16 protein-coding genes are annotated in these 20763 nt (G+C 36.7%); 3 read left to right on the top strand and 13 right to left on the bottom strand.

The window, feature by feature from the left end:
• Positions 1–138: 138 nt before the first annotated feature.
• The 12 genes from R1X58_RS15400 to tilS form a co-directional block, all read right to left on the bottom strand.
• Positions 139–1956 (bottom strand): sensor histidine kinase, encoded by a 1818-nt coding sequence (locus R1X58_RS15400; RefSeq protein ID WP_240573258.1) that lies wholly within the window; start codon positions 1954–1956, stop codon positions 139–141.
• A 13-nt stretch (positions 1957–1969) separates the two neighbouring features.
• Positions 1970–2554, bottom strand: coding sequence for a DUF4202 domain-containing protein (locus tag R1X58_RS15405; RefSeq protein ID WP_240573259.1), 585 nt, complete (start codon positions 2552–2554; stop codon positions 1970–1972).
• Positions 2555–2569: 15 nt separating this feature from the next.
• Positions 2570–2947 (bottom strand): nitrite reductase small subunit NirD, encoded by a 378-nt coding sequence (gene nirD / locus R1X58_RS15410; protein ID WP_240573260.1) that lies wholly within the window; start codon positions 2945–2947, stop codon positions 2570–2572.
• Positions 2948–2971: 24 nt separating this feature from the next.
• Entirely contained in the window at positions 2972–5482 is a 2511-nt protein-coding gene (gene nirB / locus R1X58_RS15415) for a nitrite reductase large subunit NirB (RefSeq protein ID WP_240573261.1), read from the bottom strand.
• A 169-nt stretch (positions 5483–5651) separates the two neighbouring features.
• Positions 5652–7946: an FdhF/YdeP family oxidoreductase gene (locus R1X58_RS15420; protein ID WP_240573262.1), complete on the bottom strand. Its 2295-nt coding sequence runs from the start codon at positions 7944–7946 to the stop codon at positions 5652–5654.
• Position 7947: 1 nt separating this feature from the next.
• A complete protein-coding gene (locus tag R1X58_RS15425) occupies positions 7948–8562 on the bottom strand; it encodes a nucleotidyltransferase family protein (protein WP_240573263.1) in 615 nt (204 codons plus the stop codon).
• A gap of 4 nt (positions 8563–8566) precedes the next feature.
• On the bottom strand, positions 8567–9595 hold the full coding sequence (locus R1X58_RS15430) for an XdhC family protein (protein ID WP_240573264.1): 1029 nt from the start codon (positions 9593–9595) through the stop codon (positions 8567–8569).
• A gap of 20 nt (positions 9596–9615) precedes the next feature.
• Positions 9616–11808 (bottom strand): molybdopterin cofactor-binding domain-containing protein, encoded by a 2193-nt coding sequence (locus R1X58_RS15435; protein ID WP_240573265.1) that lies wholly within the window; start codon positions 11806–11808, stop codon positions 9616–9618.
• 11 nt (positions 11809–11819) lie between these two features.
• Entirely contained in the window at positions 11820–12275 is a 456-nt protein-coding gene (locus R1X58_RS15440) for a (2Fe-2S)-binding protein (protein WP_240573266.1), read from the bottom strand.
• Positions 12276–12371: 96 nt separating this feature from the next.
• Positions 12372–13328 carry a YheT family hydrolase gene (locus R1X58_RS15445; RefSeq protein ID WP_240573267.1) on the bottom strand — a complete coding sequence of 319 codons (957 nt, stop codon included), beginning with the start codon at positions 13326–13328 and terminating at the stop codon, positions 12372–12374.
• Positions 13329–13330: 2 nt separating this feature from the next.
• Positions 13331–14956 carry an adenine deaminase gene (gene ade / locus R1X58_RS15450; RefSeq protein ID WP_240573268.1) on the bottom strand — a complete coding sequence of 542 codons (1626 nt, stop codon included), beginning with the start codon at positions 14954–14956 and terminating at the stop codon, positions 13331–13333.
• On the bottom strand, positions 14956–16281 hold the full coding sequence (gene tilS / locus R1X58_RS15455) for a tRNA lysidine(34) synthetase TilS (RefSeq protein WP_240573269.1): 1326 nt from the start codon (positions 16279–16281) through the stop codon (positions 14956–14958). Before tilS ends, ade begins: the two co-directional genes overlap by 1 nt.
• 124 nt (positions 16282–16405) lie before the next feature.
• Between tilS and R1X58_RS15460 the strand changes: the two genes are divergently transcribed.
• On the top strand, positions 16406–17098 hold the full coding sequence (locus R1X58_RS15460) for a hypothetical protein (protein WP_240573270.1): 693 nt from the start codon (positions 16406–16408) through the stop codon (positions 17096–17098).
• Here R1X58_RS15460 and pabB read toward each other — a convergent pair.
• A complete protein-coding gene (gene pabB / locus R1X58_RS15465) occupies positions 17095–18387 on the bottom strand; it encodes an aminodeoxychorismate synthase component I (protein WP_240573271.1) in 1293 nt (430 codons plus the stop codon). The two genes, R1X58_RS15460 and pabB, sit on opposite strands and share 4 nt — an antisense overlap.
• A 79-nt stretch (positions 18388–18466) precedes the next feature.
• Here pabB and R1X58_RS15470 point away from each other — a divergent pair, with 79 nt between their 5' ends.
• Complete coding sequence (locus R1X58_RS15470; protein WP_240573272.1) at positions 18467–19357, top strand: aldose 1-epimerase family protein; 891 nt, start codon at positions 18467–18469, stop codon at positions 19355–19357.
• A gap of 44 nt (positions 19358–19401) precedes the next feature.
• Positions 19402–20754 (top strand): DEAD/DEAH box helicase, encoded by a 1353-nt coding sequence (locus R1X58_RS15475; protein ID WP_240573273.1) that lies wholly within the window; start codon positions 19402–19404, stop codon positions 20752–20754.
• The last annotated feature ends 9 nt before the right edge of the window (positions 20755–20763 follow it).

The raw sequence follows: 20763 nt of genomic DNA on the forward strand, positions 1-20763 counted from the left end.
TACTATCAATTTAATCACTAAAGTGACATTTAAAATTTAGAAAGTTCTTTATTAATATTATTTCAGCTAAGCTACTCAATATCTAAATGACACAGAAAGAACCTACGTAGCAAAAATATAAAATTTAAGTGAAAATACTTACTCTTTAATAGGAATATTTAAAGTTACCCGCGTGCCTTTATCTATTTCAGAATGAATAAAAAAGCGCCCTTCTATGTACTTTATACGTTCTTTCATAAAGGTCATCCCCATACCTCCATCACCTTCTTTTACTTTCTTAACCTTCGAAGGATCAAACCCCTTTCCGTTGTCATCTATAACAATACTAAGTATATTTTCACTATGTGATAACGACACTAAAATATGCGTTGAATTGGCATACTTAATCGCATTATTAATAGCCTCCTGAACAATTCGGTAAATATTAATTTCAACCAGAGAATCCAGACGCTTATTAAAGTCGGTTTTGTTAAATAGCACAATATTTTTCCCTGTTAATTTTGCCAACTCGTGCGTTAACTTATTTATTGCTGGAACAATACCATGATCGGTTAATTCTGGTGGCGTTAAATTAAAGGTTGCCGTTCTTACTCCCTTAATAATATTAGTGGTTAACTCCTTTAAATGCTCAATTTTTTTAGCTGTCTTATCAATATCTGAAATATCAATACTTTCCAAATTATACTTTAATCCGGTAAGCATTTGTCCAATACCATCGTGAACATCCTTTGCTATGCGATTTTGTTCCTTTTCCTGATTTTCAATAATCTTACTGGAGATGATTTTCTGCTGATCCATCTTCTCCTCAAAACTCGCTTTAGTTAGGCGTTCTATTTCTAACTGTGCTGCTTTTCTGGTAGTAATATCGGAAGCAATAATTAAAAGTTCTGGGCGATCATCGCTTGGACTAAATGGAATGATAGCCATCTCTAACCAGATATCTTCATGATCTTTTGTAGTTGCTTTAACCTCGCCTTGCCAACCGGTTTTCTTACTTTTTGAAATGATACTTTCTAAAACCAACTGCTCTTTTTCGTGTACAGAAATCACTTCTGAAAAACTTGTAGTCACATTAAATCCTGAAAACTTAAACAATCGTGAAAATCGTTTACCTATATGAACCACATTTCCACTTTGAGTAATACGAGCAAACAATAAAGTTTCATCCATGGCGTGATTTAAAGCACGTAATTCACGCATCGATTTCTCTTTGGCTACACTCAGTTCGTCTGCATCAATAGCCATTTGCTTGGCACGTTGTTCTGCCGACAATAATTCTGCCAAAGTCGCTCTAACCGACTTTGCTGTTGGCCAGAAAATGAATAAAAATTCAGCCAGTAAAATGATAAGCGTTAAAATAGTAAGCAACATCTCTAAACGACGTAACCAGCTCACTTTTTCATTAGCTTCTAAATCGTATTGGTTTACAATTTCATCCATAACAGACAAAAACTCACCTTCATTCTGTCTAACCTTTTTAATATCTTCAGAAAAAGCCGAATTCGGTAACGGCGGGACATTCTCAATATCTTCTATGATTGTTTGAGCCGAACGACTTATCGTATTGAATATTGGATTTAACTTTTGAAACTTATCTGAAATAACAGTACTATTATTCCCTGGAAGCCCTAAACTTTCGCTTCCTTCCTGAAGTGAATAATGCGACGTTTCCCAAAGTTTTAGGGTCGCCTTTATTTTATCTTTAAGTAGAATACGCCCATTTAATTCCTGCTCGACTGAAAGTGCAACAATGTCCTTTGTAAGCTTCTGACTAAGCATACGCTGTCTTCCCGCAATATTAATAACAGTCGAGTCACTTTGTTGGGCATTTAAATGCTTGCGAATAAGAATCTGGCTAACAATTACCGAAAGCGCAATGGTGCTTAAGGCAATAATATACAAACGGCTTAACTTATCAAACGTACGCTGATCTAATGAATTACCGTTATTTGTCATTTTTAAATACTGTTTAAGAAATCGCTTGTTTTACCAAGGCTAAACTTTTATCTGAAAACTTAATTTTCAAGGCTTCTTCATGTCCTTCATCAGACATTTTAACCCATGTTTTTTGAAGAATATCAATAACCTTTTCATCTTCATGCTTAGCAGCAAATTCTTCAAAATAATAATCTAAGAACACCAGACAAATGACATCTTCAATAGTCTGACTTTCTTCATTTTTCTTGATTAATTTTTTATTAATTAAAAACGAAACGCGATCAATAAATTCATCTTCATACCCTACTTCCTTTAAAATTTCCGCAGTTAATTCGGCATGCATTTTTTTTAGAGTTTCTCGCCATTTTAAATACCCTACGCGATCCATAGGATACTCGTCTCTTGCAATTTTCCATCGGCATATATGTTGCGCTCTGGCTGCCAATTGCAAGGCTCTTGATGCATTCGGCTTAAACTGTAACAGTTTTTGAGACATGCGTTGCGAGTATAACAATTCTTTTGGAAAATCTAAACCATGACTGTGATACACATTAGGATCTTCTGAATTCTTTTTATCTATTAAGGCTATTGCCGTTTCAAATCTTGTTGGTTCCATTTGGTTTGGTATATATTAGTCTGAAAAGCCAATATACACATTTCCATCTTTAATTTTAACAGGATAAGTCGCAATTTTTAAATCATCACCGTTTAAATTAGAACCGTCTTCCAACGAAAAATTCTTTTTATGCATCGGGCAGGCTACTTTTGCGATTCCATCCTTATCTCCCACCATTCCTAGAGACAACACCATTTCCATTTTATGCGGACAAAGATTTTGTGCGGCATACCACTTATTTTTTCTAACAAAATTATAAACCGCTATCTGCTTGGTTTTGTACTTTATACAGGCTCCGCTATTCTCGGGAAAATCGGCAACGGTTCCCACTTCAAACCACGTTGTAACATCGGCTTCGGTTACTGTATTGTATTGACTAAGTATATCTTGCATTTTTAATATTTTTAGATTGAATAATTACCAGGCTTGTGGCATTTTTTGTTCACGCATTGGTACGAAAACCAAGTTATCGTCGGTATCATCAGAATTCACAAAATGTTTAAAACGTTTAGCAATATTCGGATCTTCGATGGCCTGTTTCCATTCGCATTCATATTTATTGATCAAACCTTTCATTTCTTGTTCTAAATCGTCTGCAATACCTAACGAATCTTCAATCACCACCTTTTTCAAGTATTCAATACCGCCATCTAATTTTTCTAACCATGGGGCCGTTCTTACTAACGGACCAGCCGTTTTAATATAAAACATCAGGAAACGATCTAAGTATTTAATAGCTGTTTCATCATCTAATTGTTCGGCGAATAAAATAGCATGCTTAGGTGTTGCACCTCCATTTCCGCACACATAAAGATTCCAACCACCATCTACAGCTATCAATCCGAAATCTTTACCTCTGGCTTCGGCACATTCGCGAATACAACCGGAAACACCTCCTTTTAACTTATGCGGACTACGTAATCCTTTGTATCTATTTTCTATCTCAATAGCAAAAGTGACACTCTCGTGCATACCATAACGACACCACGTAGACCCCACACAACTCTTAACCGTTCTCAACGATTTACCATAAGCATGACCACTTTCAAATCCGGCTGCAATTAATTCTTTCCAGATTAATGGTAACTCATGAATTTGCGCTCCAAATAAATCGATACGTTGACCTCCGGTAATTTTAGTATATAAATCATATTTCTTAGCAACTTCACCTAAAACAATCAATTTATCAGGTGTAATTTCTCCTCCAGCAATCCTCGGCACCACCGAATATGTTCCATTACGTTGAATGTTAGCCAGGAATCTGTCATTAGTATCCTGAATAGCAAATTGCTTATTTGGGGTTTCCATGGTAATCGTAGCGAAAATAGAAGCTAATGCAGGTTTGCAAACCTCACAACCATCACCGTCACCAAATAAATTCAACGCTTCATCGTAATCTTTAACCTGATTTACTTTCACCAAATCGTATAACTCCTGACGGTTAAAACTAAAGTGTTCACAGATAACCTCTTTAACCTCTTTACCTAAAGATTTAAGCGTTTCGTTTACCAAATCGACCACCATAGGTTTGCAACCGCCACAACCTGTTGTCGCTTTGGTTTCAGCTATCACATCACCTAAATTATTACTTCCATTTTCGGTAATAGAACAACAAATAGCTCCTTTGCTTACGCTTTCACATGAACATACTTGCGCTGTATCTGGTAAATCCAGAACGCTGCCAAAAGCCGATCCGCCTTCACTTGCAGGTAAAATTAATTGCGAAGGATCTTCAGGAATTTTCATGCCGTTTAGATAAATCTGATGCAACATATTGTAATCGGAAGCATCGCCTACAAGAATCCCTCCAAGAAGTGATTTCCCATCCAAGCTAACGTTAATACGCTTATATAAATGTTGAGTTTTATTTTCAAAAATTACAGAATGTCCCTGACTTGCCGGCATAAATGGTTCGCCAAAACTCGCCACATCAACACCTATTAATTTCAATTTGGTAGACATATCGATATCTGCAGGCATTACAAAATCAGATTCTCCTAAAATCTGTTTCACAGCAACCCCAGCCATATCATATCCTGGCGCCACTAAACCGTAAATCATCTGGTTGTAAAGCGCTACTTCTCCAATAGCGTAAATGTTAGAATCGGAAGTTTGCATTTTATTATCGACTACAATACCTCCACGAACGCCCATTTGCAAATCACAAGTTTTTGCTAATTCGTCTCTTGGACGAATACCAGCAGAAATGATTAACATATCGACATCTAAAACGTCATCTTCACCAAACTCCATCCCGGTGATAGCCTCACCTCCCAAAATCTGATTGGTCGCTTTACTTAAATGAATATTTAAACCAATAGATTCTAATTTTAGTTTTAAAACCTGACTACTTCTAGTATCTAATTGTCTCGGCATTAATTTAGGAGCAAACTCAACAATATGTGGTTCTAAACCCATATCTAAAACCGCTTTACCAGCTTCCAACCCTAATAAACCACCACCTAGAACAGCAGCTTTAGCATCCGGATTTTTAGCTTTCAACTCCGCTGCATAAGCCAACATGCCTTCTAAATCCTCAATGGTTCTATACACAAAAACCCCTTTCTTTTCTACCCCCTTAATAGGTGGCACAAAAGGAGAAGATCCCGTTGCAAGTACTAAGTAATCGTATTCAAACTCCCGATCCTTAGCCGTAGTTATGGTTTTCTTGCTTCGATGGATATCTGCAACCCGCTCACCAGTTATCAATTCTATACCGTGCTCTTCATACCATGATCTTGGCGCCATCTCTAAAGCTTCAGCATCTTGATTTTCAAAATACTCACTTAAATGCACCCTATCGTACGCTGGTCTTGGCTCTTCTCCAAAAACAGTAATTTTATAAGTCTGACTTTTAACTTCAGCTACAAATTTTTCACAAAACTTATAACCTACCATTCCGTTACCTACAACAATTATTTTTTTCATAACTACGTATTTTACACTACAAACATAAGTAAAAACTACGTAATTATACTTAATTAAATGTGTGAAAATTTCAAAATCAGTCAATTATTGACAAATTCACAAATTGAAACACATTTTTATACGTATTAATTAAAATAATAAGGATTCAACAATGAAAGAATAAAGTTTTCTAAATAGCCGTAACTGAAACCACTATACTCTTTGATGCCGGCGTTTTGGCAGTATGCGCAAAACTATCTAAAGGGACCAAGATATTAGCTTCAGGAAAATACGTAGCACAACAACCTTTAGGAATATCATATCCAATCACCTTAAAGTTAGAAGCTTCGCGCAAAACACCATTAAAGTTGGATTGAATATTAACAACCTGCTTTTCTTGCAGACTTCTAGCATTCATATCTTCCCGATTCATAAATATAATACGTCGCTCATTGAAGACTCCACGATATCTGTCATTTAAACCATAAATAGTCGTATTGAACTGGTCATGACTACGTATCGTCATCATAACCAACTCCTCCTCCTTTAATTTCCAGGACGGTAATTTATTAATAGAGAAATTTGCTTTTCCGGTTTTAGTATGAAATTGCCTGATTCGAGCCCCATTAGGCAAATAAAATCCGGACGGTTGTTTTAATCTGTTATTATAATCATTAAAACCGTCAACGACTTCTTCAATATCCTGGCGCACTAAATTGTAATCGTCCTGATACTTTAACCAATTAATTTTAGATTTCTCTTTTAAAGTGGCATGAGCAACACCACAAACCACAGCAACTTCACTAAGTAATGCATTAGAACAAGGTTCTAAAATGCCTTTTGTAGAAGACACAATACCCATGGAATTTTCGACACTTTGCACTTGAAGCCCTGATTTTTGATAATCTTTTTCGGCGCGCCCTAAACAAGGAAAGATTAACGCCTCTCTTCCGGTTACCAGATGTGAACGGTTTAACTTAGTGCTCACATGAACTGTTAAATTACAATTAGCCAATGCCTCTGCAGAATATAAGGTATCTGGTACAGCCGAAATAAAATTACCACCCAGCCCAAAAAATAATTTAGCTTTTTTCTCATACATGGCTTTAATGGCATCAATAACCGAATACCCATGCTTTGTAGTTGGCTTAAAACCGTATTTTGCTTCAATTTTATCTAAAAATTTTTGGGGTGCTGCTTCCCAAATCCCTACAGTTCTATCGCCTTGCACATTAGAGTGACCACGAACCGGACAAGTTCCCGCGCCTTCTTTACCAATACTTCCTTTTAGAAGTAATAAATTAACCAGTTCCCGAATATTATCAACCGCATTTTCATGCTGCGTTAGCCCCATGGCCCAACACACAATAATCTTATTTCTATTTATGATTAAATCTAAAACAGCATCAAAAACCTCTTTTGAAACACCTGATTTCTCCAAACAATTTTCGAAACTATATTGTTTTAAATCATCAATAAAACTATCATAACCATATGTAAATTCATCTATAAATGCTTTATCAAATACATTCCCTGTTTGTTCTTCTGCTTCAAGCAACTTCAATAAAATAGCTTTAAAAAAGGCCACATCACCATTTATAGTTACTGGTACATGAATATCTGTTAGCTTTGTTCCGCCGGTTAATAGCTTCAAAGGATTTTGCGGATTAGTAAATCGTACCAAACCAGCTTCAGCTAATGGATTTATAGAAATAATTTTTCCTCCGTTCTTTTTACACCTCTCTAAAGCAGACAACATTCTGGGGTGGTTCGTCCCTGGATTTTGCCCAACAACCATAACCAATTCCGCCTTGTATAAATCGTCTAAGGTTACTGAACCTTTGCCGATACCTAAAGTTTCGGACAAAGCTTTACCACTAGCTTCATGACACATATTGGAACAATCGGGTAAATTAGCTGTACCAAACTCCCGAACAAATAATTGATATAAAAAAGCAGCTTCATTGGTAGTTCTACCCGACGTGTAAAACACAGCTTCATCAGGAAACTCTAACCCATTTAAGTGTTCAGCAACTTTAGCAAAAGCCTCATCCCAACTAATTGGTTGATAATGTGTAGCGCCTTCAGGGAGATACATAGGTTCAGCCAGACGTCCGGACTTACCAATTTCAAAATCTGTCCAACTCGCTAATTCATCAACCGAATACTGCGAGAAGAATTCAGTTCCAATAGTTTTATTCTGAACTTCTTCCGCCATAGCTTTCATGCCGTTTTCACAGTACTCTCCAAGAACAGAACGCTCGTCATCAGGATCTGGCCAGGCACAACCCGGACAATCAAACCCGCCTTTCTGATTCAGTTTACGAGAAACCTTTAAAGCATCAGAGAAATTCATATACTTTGAAACCTGACTGGCCACAGATATTAAAGCAGGTATCCCCGCACTGTTATCTGGTGGTGTTTTCACTTTTAATTCTGAAAACGTTTCGGGTGTTTTAGCTTTATCCTTTGCTGAAGAACTCATATTATTTTAAAAATTGCGCTTTATAAGCAGCTTTATATTCGGTTTGTGTATCCAAATCTATGTTTTTAGTCCCACTAAATAAAATTTCAACCTTCGATTCGTGAGTACTTAAAACCTGTTTCGCACCAATATCTTTATTTAAAGCTTCTAATTCTTTAAAATAAATAGCATCAAACAACACAGGAACGCCTTTTTCTCCTTCATTATAAGATGTTGCAATAATCTGAGCTTTATTCGGCTTAAAATGAGCTATCATTTGTTTCAAATAATCTGTTGTAATAAACGGCTGATCTGCAAGAAGAAATAAAATACCGTCAAACTTCAAATTAGAATCAGTTATATGCTTAACCGCTTTTGAAATTGACGTGCCTAAACCTTGTTTCCAATCGCAATTATAAATAACTTCAATCGGATAGCTTTCAATTTGCTCACTTAGAATTTCAAAATTTGCTCCTAAAACTACAAAAACAGGACTTCCATTTACTTTTAAAGCTGTTTTTATACTGTGTTCTATTAATGTGGAATCACCCCAGGGCAATAATTGTTTAGGATTTCCCATACGTTTTGAAGCGCCGGCAGCCAATATTACCAATGCTATTTCTGGAGCATTTTGCATGAGTTTATTTCAATTTTGAATGAATCTTTCCAGATTTTTTTCGAAGTGAATAGGTTTCCCTATTTCTGGTTACCGCCAATATTTCGGAAACAATCGACAAGGCTATTTCCTCAGGCGTTTCTGAACCGATATCTATGCCTGCCGGACCGTAAATAACATCTAAAAAATCGTCTGAAATATCGGGACAGTAATCAATTAACTGCGACAACAAATCATCGCGACGTCGTGTTGCACCTAGAAGTCCGATATAATTTGGATTTGAATTCTTTAAAGCCACCAGATACCGTAAATCTATAGCGAAATTGTGTGTCATTAATACAATTGCGGTTTGATTATCGATGTTTAATGTCGTGATATCTTCCGGAACAACAAGTTGTATAAGACGCGTGCCCGAAAAATGTTCAGCCGATTTTAATTCGCTTGTTCGAGCAACCACGGTAACTTCCCAGCCGGTTAACAACCCGTATTGCGATAATTTAACAGCATCATGTTCTGCGCCAATAATAAGTAATTTGAAACAAGGCTGCATATTCTGTTTAAATACTGTTAACTGATTTCTTTCATCTTTCGGAAAATTATCAGCATTCATTGAAAATAACGCAGCATTTAAATCGACCACAGAACCCATACCTTGAAACTCGCCTTCTTCCTTTTTGTAATAGGAAGAAATTTTAAAAGGTTTTCGATTTTTAATTCCATTGAAAAATGCTTCAATAAAGGCTTCACCTGGATTAAAAAGTTCTAACAAAATATACAAAACACCCTCGCAACCTAAACGATAACGCCCGTCGTAAGTCATCATTTTTGGTTGACCAGTTTCAAAAACACGTTCCGATTCGCGATACACTTCCTTCTCGACGCAACCGCCGCTAACAGCCCCCTTCCAAAAGCCTCTATTATTCAACAACATCCGAACACCGGGGCGCCTGTAAGACGAGCCATCTAAAGCTACAACCGTCGCTAATACCACTTTAAAATTATCCTTTTTCCAGGCTATAGCGGTTTCAACAAGTGTTTTAAATTCGTGTGTCATAAATAGTTTTCTTAATTATGTTACCCCATAACAGGTTTATACGACATAAAAGGCTGATGATAATATCGTTCGCCAGTCGCCTGATACAACGCATTAGCTAAAGCACCTATAGCCGGTGGTAAACCGGGTTCTCCAAGTCCTGTTGGATCGATATTATTTTCTACAAAAAACACCTCGATAGCTTCTGGCGCCTGCGAATGACGTATTAACCGGTATTGATTGAAATTAGATTGCTGAGGCAAACCATCTTTAAACGTTAACTGACTGTACATAGCGTGACCTATGCCATCTATAACGCCGCCTTGCATCATATTTACTGCTGCGTCAGGATTAATGACAATACCGCAATCTACTGCGCACCAGACTTTTTTAATTTTTGGCTTATTGTCTTCCATGGCAATATCAATGACTTCGGCTACATAACTATTATGACAAAAATAAGCGGCCACACCACGATGAATTCCGGGTGTTTCCTGTCCCCAATTCGATTTTTCTTTAACCAGTTTTAAAACACCCGCATAACGACTGGCATCGTAATCGTTTCTTTTTCCAATAGGATTGGAAATAGCCTTATCTAACAATTCCAATCTAAAATCTATAGGATCTTTTCCAGCCAGTTCGGCCACCTCATCTAAAAATGATTGCTCGGCACCTGCTATAAAATGCGAACGCGGTGCACGCCAGGCACCTGTGGTAATATTGGTTTTTGTACTCGCTTTTTCAGCAATATAATTTTCTACCGTTCCGGCCGGAAAACGATTTTCAAATACCGGACTTTCGGGTAAACCGGTTCCTTTTACTGAAAATGCAATTAAGTTGTTATTTTCATCTAATCCTGCTTTATAGGTTGCTAAATATGCCGGTTTATAGGTTCCCTGAGTCATATCGTCTTCACGGGTGTAAATTAATTTTACAGGACCACCAATTTTCTTTGAAATTGCCGCTGCTTCAACCCCGAAATTCACATATAAACGCCTTCCAAAACCGCCACCCATACGCGTCATATTTACTGTAATATCTTCAATGGGTAATCCTAATAATTTAGACACCGACCCTTCTAAAGCCTGAGGCGTTTGCGTTGGCCCAATAAGCTCGGCTGACGTTTCTGTGACGTTTGCGAAGAAATTCATTGGTTCCATGGTATTGTGCGGCAAAAAAGGCGCACTATAGCTACGTTCTATAACTTTAGTTGCTTTCTTAAAGGCTGCCTCAGGATTGCCGTCTTTTCGGCTTTCGCCCATTTCTGAAGCTAAGGTTTCTTCCATACGCTTTAAATGCATTTCGGAGCTTTCTGGTTCGCTTATTTGTTCCCAATTAACTTGCAATGCTTTTTTAGCTTTCATTAGTTGCCAGGTCGTTTTTCCAACAATGGCTATTAATTGTAAAAACCCCTTTTCATCAAAATACCCTGGTTCAGGGATTGTGATATCAACAATAAAAGCATCACTAATACCCGGCATGGTTTTAATGTCAGCTTCATTAAAATCTTTCACTTTCATTCCAAAGGCTGGTGGATGCTGAATCATAGCCAATTGCATGCCTTCACGTTGAAAATCCAATCCGAATAAAGGTTTTCCTGTTACAATCTTTTTTCCGTCAACATTTTTAACACTTGTCGAAATAAGCTTAAAATCTTTAATATCTTTTAATTCCACTTCTTCCGGAACATCTAAACCTACAGCTTTTGAAGCAATCTCGCCGTAACTCATGGTGCGGTCGCCGTTAATTTCCTTGATAATCCCATTCGCAACCGTTAAGACTGTTACCTCAACACCCCATTCTTTAGCTGTAGCCTCAAGCAACATTCTTCTGGCCGTGGCTCCCGCCATACGTAAAGGATGCCAACCTCTGCGAATGGACTGACTTCCGCCGGCTATCTGATTATTATAAAACCCCGTGTTTAATGGTGCCTGCTCCACAACAACATGTTGCCAGTCGACGTCGAGCTCTTCGGCAACAATCATAGGCATTGAAGTTCTTACATTCTGACCAATTTCAGGATTGGGAGAATAGATGGTTACTAACCCCGTGTCACCTATTTTAATGTAACCATTTATATCGAACCATTCGTTTGGAATCGCTAATGTTTCATCTTTTTTCCCTTCGGAAATACAACCCGTTAACCAACTAAAACCAATAAGCATTCCACCACCGGCAGCCGCAGAAATTTTCAAAAATGAACGACGATTGTATTGTGTTTGTATTTTTGTCATCAGTTCTGCTTTTATTGATTAGATGCCGTTTTAATGGCTTGCTTGATTCTTACGTAGGTACCACAACGGCAAATATTTCCGCTCATGGCATTATCAATATCTTTATCTGTAGGCTTCGGATTTTCGATTAACAGCGCAGCAGCATTCATTATTTGTCCGCTTTGGCAGTAGCCACACTGCGGTACATCGTGTTCTAACCACGCCTTTTGCACCGGATGATCACCATCTTCAGACAAACCTTCAATGGTTGTAATTTCAGAAATACCAATGGTAGACACCTCTATCAAGCAACTTCGCACGGCAGCACCTTGAAAATGTACCGTACACGCGCCACATTGGCCAATACCGCATCCGAATTTCGTTCCAAGAAGATTCAACTCATCTCGTAATACCCAAAGTAACGGGGTATCGCTATCTACATCCACACTATAGGAAGTACCGTTAATGCGTAATTTATACTCAGGCATTGTAATTTGTATTAAGTTAAAGGTTGTTTGTTTGACCAAAGTCAATTCCTTTAAAAATACAAAAAAGAATACTTGCTCTCGGCTTTTAAGTTTTTTTTAAGAATTAAAAACAAACTCTAAAGCCCGTTTTTCATTGTAATATACATTGCGTTTATCAATAAAACCAACATGTCCACCATTTTTTGGCATTTCTAAAAACAGATTCGGATTTTGTTTTGCCTCCTTTACAGGATAACATTCAGGCGACAAAAAAGAATCGTTAAGTGCATTAATGATAAGTGTTTTTGTTTTTATATTAGGAAGAAACTGTAAGCAACTACTTTTCTCGTAATAATCAGAAGCATCTCTAAATCCGTGAGCTTTTGCGGTATATACCTCATCAAAATCACGTAACGTGTTGATGGTACAAAATTCTTCAAACGATAAATCATTCGGATATTTTATCGCTTTATTCAACAACTTTTTCTTTAAATGATTTAAGAACCGATTCGCATAAGGGCGGTTTTTAGGTTTTAACAATTCCTTGCAGGAACCATTTAAATCTGCCGGAACCGACACGGCCACTGCAGCTTTTATCTGCTCAGGCACATCGTTGCGTTCTCCTAAATATTTTAGAATAAGATTGGCCCCAAGACTAATACCGTATAAATAAATTTCAGAATATATATTCAGACTAAAAACATGCTCAAGCACATCTTCCAGATCTTCAGTAGCACCTGAATGATAACTTCTGAATTTTAAATTATCTTCGCCACTACACCCTCTGAAATTCACACAAATGGCATCGGCATGATTCTCATTAAACAGCTTTGCCGTTGCGGTAAGATACGGGCGTTGCCCATTACCTTCCAAACCGTGAAAACACAAAATAAGTTTATCTGACTTAGCTGAAGCATAACTCCAGTCTAAATCTAAAAAGTCTCCATCTCTAAGTTCAATACGCTTGCGTTCCTGCTCAAGTTTTACCGAACGAATTAACCCAGAATAAACGGTAGAAACAAATCCGTTTCTAAAAACAAACGATGGACTATATGTACTATGTAATACCGGCATAATTAATTAACTTCTAATGTAGTAAATTTAAAATTCGTTCCATCAAACAACCCTTTATCGCTCAATTTCAATGATGGAATAACAAGTAAAGCCATAAAAGACAAAGTCATATAGGGCGCATACAACGTACTACCCAAATCTTTAGCCATAGCATCGAGTTTTGCATAAGCTTCTCCAACAGTTTTTCCATCTCCGTCACTTATAATTCCAGCCACAGGTAAAGGTAAAACCTGTTCTTCATTATCTGATACGGCACATATACCTCCTTTATTTTCAATTAATAAATTCACAGCTTTACAAATCGCTTCATCGGAAACGCCTACCGCAATGATATTATGAGAATCGTGCCCGACTGAAGATGCAATTGCTCCTTCTTTCAATCCGAAATTTTTAATAAACGCCATCGCTGGGCTCTGGTTTTTATATCGGTTAACCACGGTCATTTTTAGAATATCCTTTTCAACGTTCGACACAAGATTTCCATCAACAACCTTGGCTTCTTCAATTAGCTCATTGGTAACCAACTGCTCTTCCAATGCTTCAATAACTCGAATTTGCTTCGCAGAAGATTCTACTTTAAAATCTTCAATTGATTTTTTATCACAATTGAAATTATTCAGATTTTCGAAGGCTACCGATTTAATTAAAGATGTTCCATTATCGAAAACCAACTCGCCATCCACATAGGTTTGAATGGTTTTAAAATCTTTTAAATCTTCAACTACAATACAATCGGCAGCATCACCAACATTCAACAACCCGACATTTAAATTATAATGTTTCACCGGATTAATACAAGCCATCTGTAACACTTTAAACACGCCAACACCTTTTGCTACAGCACGTGCACAAAGCTTATTTATATGGTCGATTAACAAATCATCAGGGTGTTTATCATCACTGCAAAACATCATATTTTGATAACGTTCTGAAGCCAAACCGATTAAAGCTTCAAAGTTTTTCGCTGCACTACCCTCCCGAATTAAAATTTTCATCCCTTTTTGCAGCTTCTCTAAAGCCTCTTCATATGTAAAACACTCATGATCCGTAGTTATGCCTGCGTTAATATATTTTGTAACAGCATCACCTCGCAAACCGGGTGCATGACCATCAATAGGTTTATTATAATGTTTAGCCCAGGACAATTTTTTCATGACTTCGTCATCATCAAACAAAACGCCTGGATAATTCATCATTTCCGCCAGATATTTAATATCCGGGTTTTCAAGTAAGGCCTTAATATCATCGGAATCAATTACAGCTCCAGCCGATTCAAAAGTAGTAGCAGGTACACAGGAAGGCGCTCCAAAATTGAATTTAAATGGCACTTGTTTTCCGTTTTCAATCATAAACTCTACACCTTCAACACCAAGAACATTGGCTATTTCATGCGGATCGGAAACTGTAGCTACTGTACCATGAGTCACAGCCAATTGGGCAAATTCACTTGGCACCAACATAGAACTTTCGATATGTATATGCGCATCGACAAATCCCGGAAGAATATAATGATTCACATCATGGTCCTTTGCTTCAATAGATGAAATTTTCCCATCTGTAATAGTAACTTCACCTTTAAAAATTCGCTGATTTAATATATCGACAATTTGTCCTTGTACTACAGTCATTATTGAATTAATTCTATTTTTAAAATATGTTTCGTCTTATCGGTGACTTTAAATCGGTCGTCAGCACGCTTGCCAATTACCCAGACAATATTATCATCACTACAAAACAACCAGGTATTTTCTTTATCCACTAACGAAAACTTCTCGTCCTTAAAATATTTACTCAACTTTTTCTTTTTGCCTTTCATCCCTAAAGGAGAAAAAGCATCACCTTGTTTTTTCTGACGGATAGTAAGCGGACTATGCAGTAACGCTTTGTCTATATAAATGCAGTTCTCATGATGTTGCGTATCTATCGTATCGACTTCAGAAAACTCCAGAAATCCATTAGGGATTTTCAAAGTTGTATTCGTATCTAAAACCTCTATATATTCTTCGTAAATTTCATCTGAAAAACTATTGGTTAGAATTAAAACATCGCGATCCTTAATTAATCGATGTGTTGCCGAAGCGACATATTTTCCGGGCTGCGCCGAAAGTAAATTTAAAATATCATCCCATTGGGTGAATCCGTAATCTTTAAAAATTTCATACAAATACGCTTTGGGTTCTGCTAGTTTTTTAAAGGCTTCAACTTTATATTTTATATGCTGATTGGAAACATCTTCAATAGCCTCCTTCTGAAATTTTTCGATTGCATCTTCAACAATACGCGACGTATCATTTAAATTACTTAGTGTATTCTGAAAACTCTGCAATAAACTTGGGTTAATCTCCTTAAGAATTGGAATCACATCGTGACGCAATTTATTTCTTAAATATTTAGTGGATTTATTACTGCTATCGTCCCGCCATTTAATCTTATTGCTTTTTGCATAACCGGCAATCTGTTCGTTTGAAAAAGGCAATAACGGACGCACGAAAATGTCGTTTACCTCCGGAATTCCAGTTAGACCTTCCAAACCTGTACCTCGCGTAAAATTGATTAAAAAGGTTTCTAAGTTATCATCGGCATGATGGGCTGTTAGCACATAATCAAATTTTAACTGCTCTGACAATTCAGTAAACCAATTATACCTTAACTCGCGAGCCGCCATTTGTATAGAACGCTTGTTTTCTTCGGCGTAAGCCTTGGTATCAAAACTTTCTACAAAAACTTCCAATTCTAAATCTTCTGCCAGTTGCAACACAAAATCTTCATCGGCATCACTTTCATCTCCTCGTAAATTAAAATTACAATGGGCCAGCGCTATATTCAGGTTAGACTTTACACAAAGCTGTGTTAACACCACGCTATCAATTCCGCCGGAAATGGCAATGAGCAATTTACTCTCCTTTAAGAACGATAAACGAGATTCTATATGGTCTTGAAATTCTTTAAGCATGTTTCAAATATACAATAATGCCTTTTGAAAATGATATCCTACAAGCATTTAAAATGCAACAAAATTTTAGTTTTAAATCTCGAAATTTAGTATCTTTTAAGAGTAATTTTAATACGTGAGGATTATGAGCACAATTGATAAATTAAACGACAAAGCAACACAGATTGCTTTCAACAAAAAGGTTCTTTCAGCGTCTCAACAACTTCATCCTTATGTTAAACACCGACTTTACATTGCTGAATCGACCGGTATTATTCCCAGAAAAATGTATTCTTCAAATGGTGTGGTAGATGACACGCTCGTGGCTTTTTACGAAAAAGGCTATGATGTAGATATTGACAACAATACCCTAAAACTGAAGCTTTTTAAAATGGTTAACACTCAGTTGGACAGCATTTACGAAAAAGAAGCCTTTCATAAAAACACCATTAGTACACGTAACCTTTTAGAAGATGAATTGAAAGCGCTTGAAGAAGAGTATACCATTGACGATGGCTTTGATTATGTGATGAATGAAGACCTTAATGATATCTCCTATCAACAAAACGGTCATGATAAACACATGTTCTTATATGATGATAATAACCACTCTATACTCAATGCTTTTAATACAAAAGCATCAAAACGCAACAATTCGCAACAGGTTATAGGTAATATTTATAGTCGACTACCTATTAATGTCTCGAATATTATTGATTTGTATGTCTTTGGAAAACTAACCATAAAAGATATTGCTTCCATAAAGCACATTGAAGAAAAACGCATTGACACTATTATTAACTGGGTAAAAAAAACCTTTGAAACAAATTTAGATTAGTCCTCCAACACCTGGCGCATGGCTTTGGCTTTCACAAGGCACTCTTCATATTCCTTTATCGGGTCGCTTTTTGCTGTAATAGCACCTCCAACGGAATAGGAAACGTATTTTTTAGTTTCGTTATAAAGAATACTTCTAATCACCACGTTGAAATCGAAATTTCCGGTTGGAGAAAAATACCCCACAGCTCCGGAATATAGCCCGCGTTTGGTTTCTTCCAAAGCTTCAATAATTTTCATTGCCGAAAACTTTGGTGCTCCGGTCATGCTTCCCATAGGGAATGTGGTTACAATAATGTCCACCGGATGCGTTTCTGGTGTTACTTCCGATTTCACTGTCGAAATCATTTGATGCACCTGATCGAAGGTGTAAATCTTACACAACTCTTCGACCTCAACACTACCTCGAATGGCGGTTTTAGATAAATCGTTACGCACCAAATCTACAATCATAATATTCTCACTGCGTTCCTTTTCATTTTCAACCAACTCCTTTTTCAGTTGTTCATCTTCAGCTAAATCTTTAGCGCGCTTGGCAGTCCCCTTAATGGGCTGAGAAATGACTTTGTTACCTTCTTTTTTTATGTAACGCTCGGGTGAAGCCGACAATAAATATTTGTCGTTACATTTTAAAAATGTGGCAAATGGCGGATTCGAAATATTGTTTAACTTATTATAAATTTCCAACGGTTGAATCTGAGTGTCTTCAGCATAAAATTCCTGACAAAAATTAGCCTCATAAATATCACCACGGTGAATATGGTTCAACATGGCTTTCACCTTTTCCTGATAGGCATCTTTATGAATGCGAAGGTGAATTTTTATAGGATCACTTTGTATTTGTTTTTCAGAAATATCAACTGACATAATATCTTCAATGTCAATATCCATTTCATCATCTACCATATTTAAATACAGCATTTCAACCTGATTATCTTTTAAAAAGAATAAACGTTTTGGCTGAAAAAAGTATAAATCAGGAAACTCCAAACCATCGAAATTTTCAGATTTCAAAGGCTCAACAGCATTTTTTAAATCATAGGTTAAATACCCAAAAATCCAGTCTTTGGCCTGAGTTTGATAGTCTTTTAACTGCTCGAATGCCTGCGTATAATCAGTTTTAATACTGGTAAATGCATCAACTGCTAACACAGCGTCATATTGTCCATATTGCTGTTTGTAATTGTTGGAATCCAACCAAACAACATCTTCAAACTGCTGACTCCACGACAACAATTTTTGCTTAAACAACTGAATGTCTTCGATATGACGATTTTGTACTGCTCTCAAGTGAAAAAATTATGGCGCAAATTTAGGCAGAATCCTTAAAAATTCACAAGTTTTGTATATTAGTTTAAATATTCTGTTCATGTTCACATTAAAAAACGACCTGCTAAAAATTGGCATTAAAAAAACCGGCGCCGAATTATGCGAAATAAGTTCTATAAAACACCAAACCCAGTTTATGTGGGATGCCAACCCCGATGTCTGGGCGGGCTACGCTCCTAACCTGTTTCCTATTATCGGAGCCTTAAAAAACAACACCTATTTTCTGGAAGACAAACCGTACTCTTTACCTAAACACGGTTTTATTAGAGATAACGATAAAATAGAATTAGCCGAGCAAACTCAGGATAGTATAACCTTTAAACTTACTTACGATCAGGAATCTTTAATAGCATACCCGTTCAAATTCGAATTTTTGATTACTTACAAACTAAACGGAAATACCTTAGATATTATTCATACTATTAAAAATCTGGACAATAAAACCATGTATTTTTCCTTAGGCGGGCATCCGGCATTTAAATGTCCTGTTTACAATAACGAAGCCTATGAAAATTACAACCTGGTTTTTGAGCATACTGAAAATTCAGAAACCCATATGGTTAGCCTTTCAGACGGACTTATTTTTGACGAATCTATTCCTTTTTTAGATAATTCAGATACCATAAAACTTAAGCACAATTTATTCGATAAAGATGCTCTAATTTTTAAAGATTTAAAATCCAGAAAAATCACTTTAAATAGTGCACATTCCGGAGATATTCTAACCGTATCCTATCACGATTTTCCCTATTTAGGCATTTGGGCAAAACCAAACGGCGATTACGTTTGTATTGAGCCCTGGTTAGGCATTGCCGACAGTGTATCCCATAATCAGGACTTTAAAACCAAAGATGGTATTTTAAGTTTAGAATCAGGAAAAACATTTAAAGCTAGCTACAGTATAGAAATACACAACACGCATTTAGTGTAAGTAGAATAATAAGCGTAACTTTGCCCACTATAAATTAATACGTTTTGACTTTTAAAGATTTAAATTTAAATACCCCATTATACAACGCCTTAGACGATTTAGGTTTTACAACACCTACACCTATTCAGGCGGAAGCTTTTAATATTGTTAGCTCTGGAAAAGACATTGTTGGTATTGCACAAACTGGTACCGGTAAAACTTTTGCTTACATGCTGCCTATTTTAAAGAATTTAAAATTTTCAAAACAAGAGAATCCACGTGTGCTTATTTTAGTACCTACCCGCGAATTGGTAGTTCAGGTGGTTGAAGAAATTGAAAAACTTACCAAATACATCAACACCAGAGTGCTTGGTGTTTATGGAGGCACCAATATTAACACTCAAAAAATGGCGGTTGCCGAAGGCTTAGACATTTTAGTGGCTACACCGGGACGTTTATATGATTTAGCTTTAAGTCGCGTACTTCAGCTGAAATCAATTCAGAAGCTTGTGATTGATGAAGTTGATGTGATGCTTGATTTAGGTTTCAGACACCAGTTAATTAATATTTTTGATATCCTTCCGGAAAAGCGTCAGAATATCATGTTTTCGGCGACAATGACCGAAGATGTCGATGAATTACTAAACGATTTCTTCACCATACCAGAGCGTGTATCGATTGCGGTTTCAGGAACGCCGTTAGAGAATATTGAGCAAACGCGATATAATGTACCAAACTTTTTTACGAAAGTAAATTTGTTAGTTCATATTCTGAATGATGCCGAAACATTCAATAAGGTGATTGTTTTTGTATCGAATAAAAAGATTGCCGATAAACTGTTTGAGGAATTAGACCTTCATTTTAAGGAAGAATTGTGTGTAATTCACTCGAACAAAACACAAAACTACCGTTTACGAAGCATCGAACAATTCAGAAATGGTGACAACAGAATTTTAGTAGCTACAGATGTTATGGCTCGTGGTCTGGATATTGAAAACGTAAGTCATGTTATCAATTTAGACACCCCAGACTTCCCTGAAAACTACATGCACCGTATTGGTAGAACAGGTCGTGCTGAACGTAAAGGTAAATCTATTTTACTGTCGACTGAAAAAGAACAGGAAGCCCGCGAAAACATCGAACGTTTAATGAACATGGAAATTCCTGTTTTAGAGTTCCCTGACATGGTTGAAATATCAGAACAACTTTTAGAAGAAGAACGCACTAAAGTAAAAGAACGTAACAATCCTACGAAACGTAACGAAGAAGATGCACCAGGACCTGCATTTCATGAAAAGAAAGCTAAAAATCAAAAAGAAAATTTAGGAGGTTCTTACCGACGTGAAATCGCAAAGAAATACAAAAAGCCCAAAACACGAGGCGATAAAAACTTCAATAAGCGTAATAAGAAAAAATAAGAAGAAAAT

It is taken from the genome of Aestuariibaculum lutulentum (genome assembly GCF_032926325.1).
GTDB classification, from domain to species: domain Bacteria; phylum Bacteroidota; class Bacteroidia; order Flavobacteriales; family Flavobacteriaceae; genus Aestuariibaculum; species Aestuariibaculum lutulentum.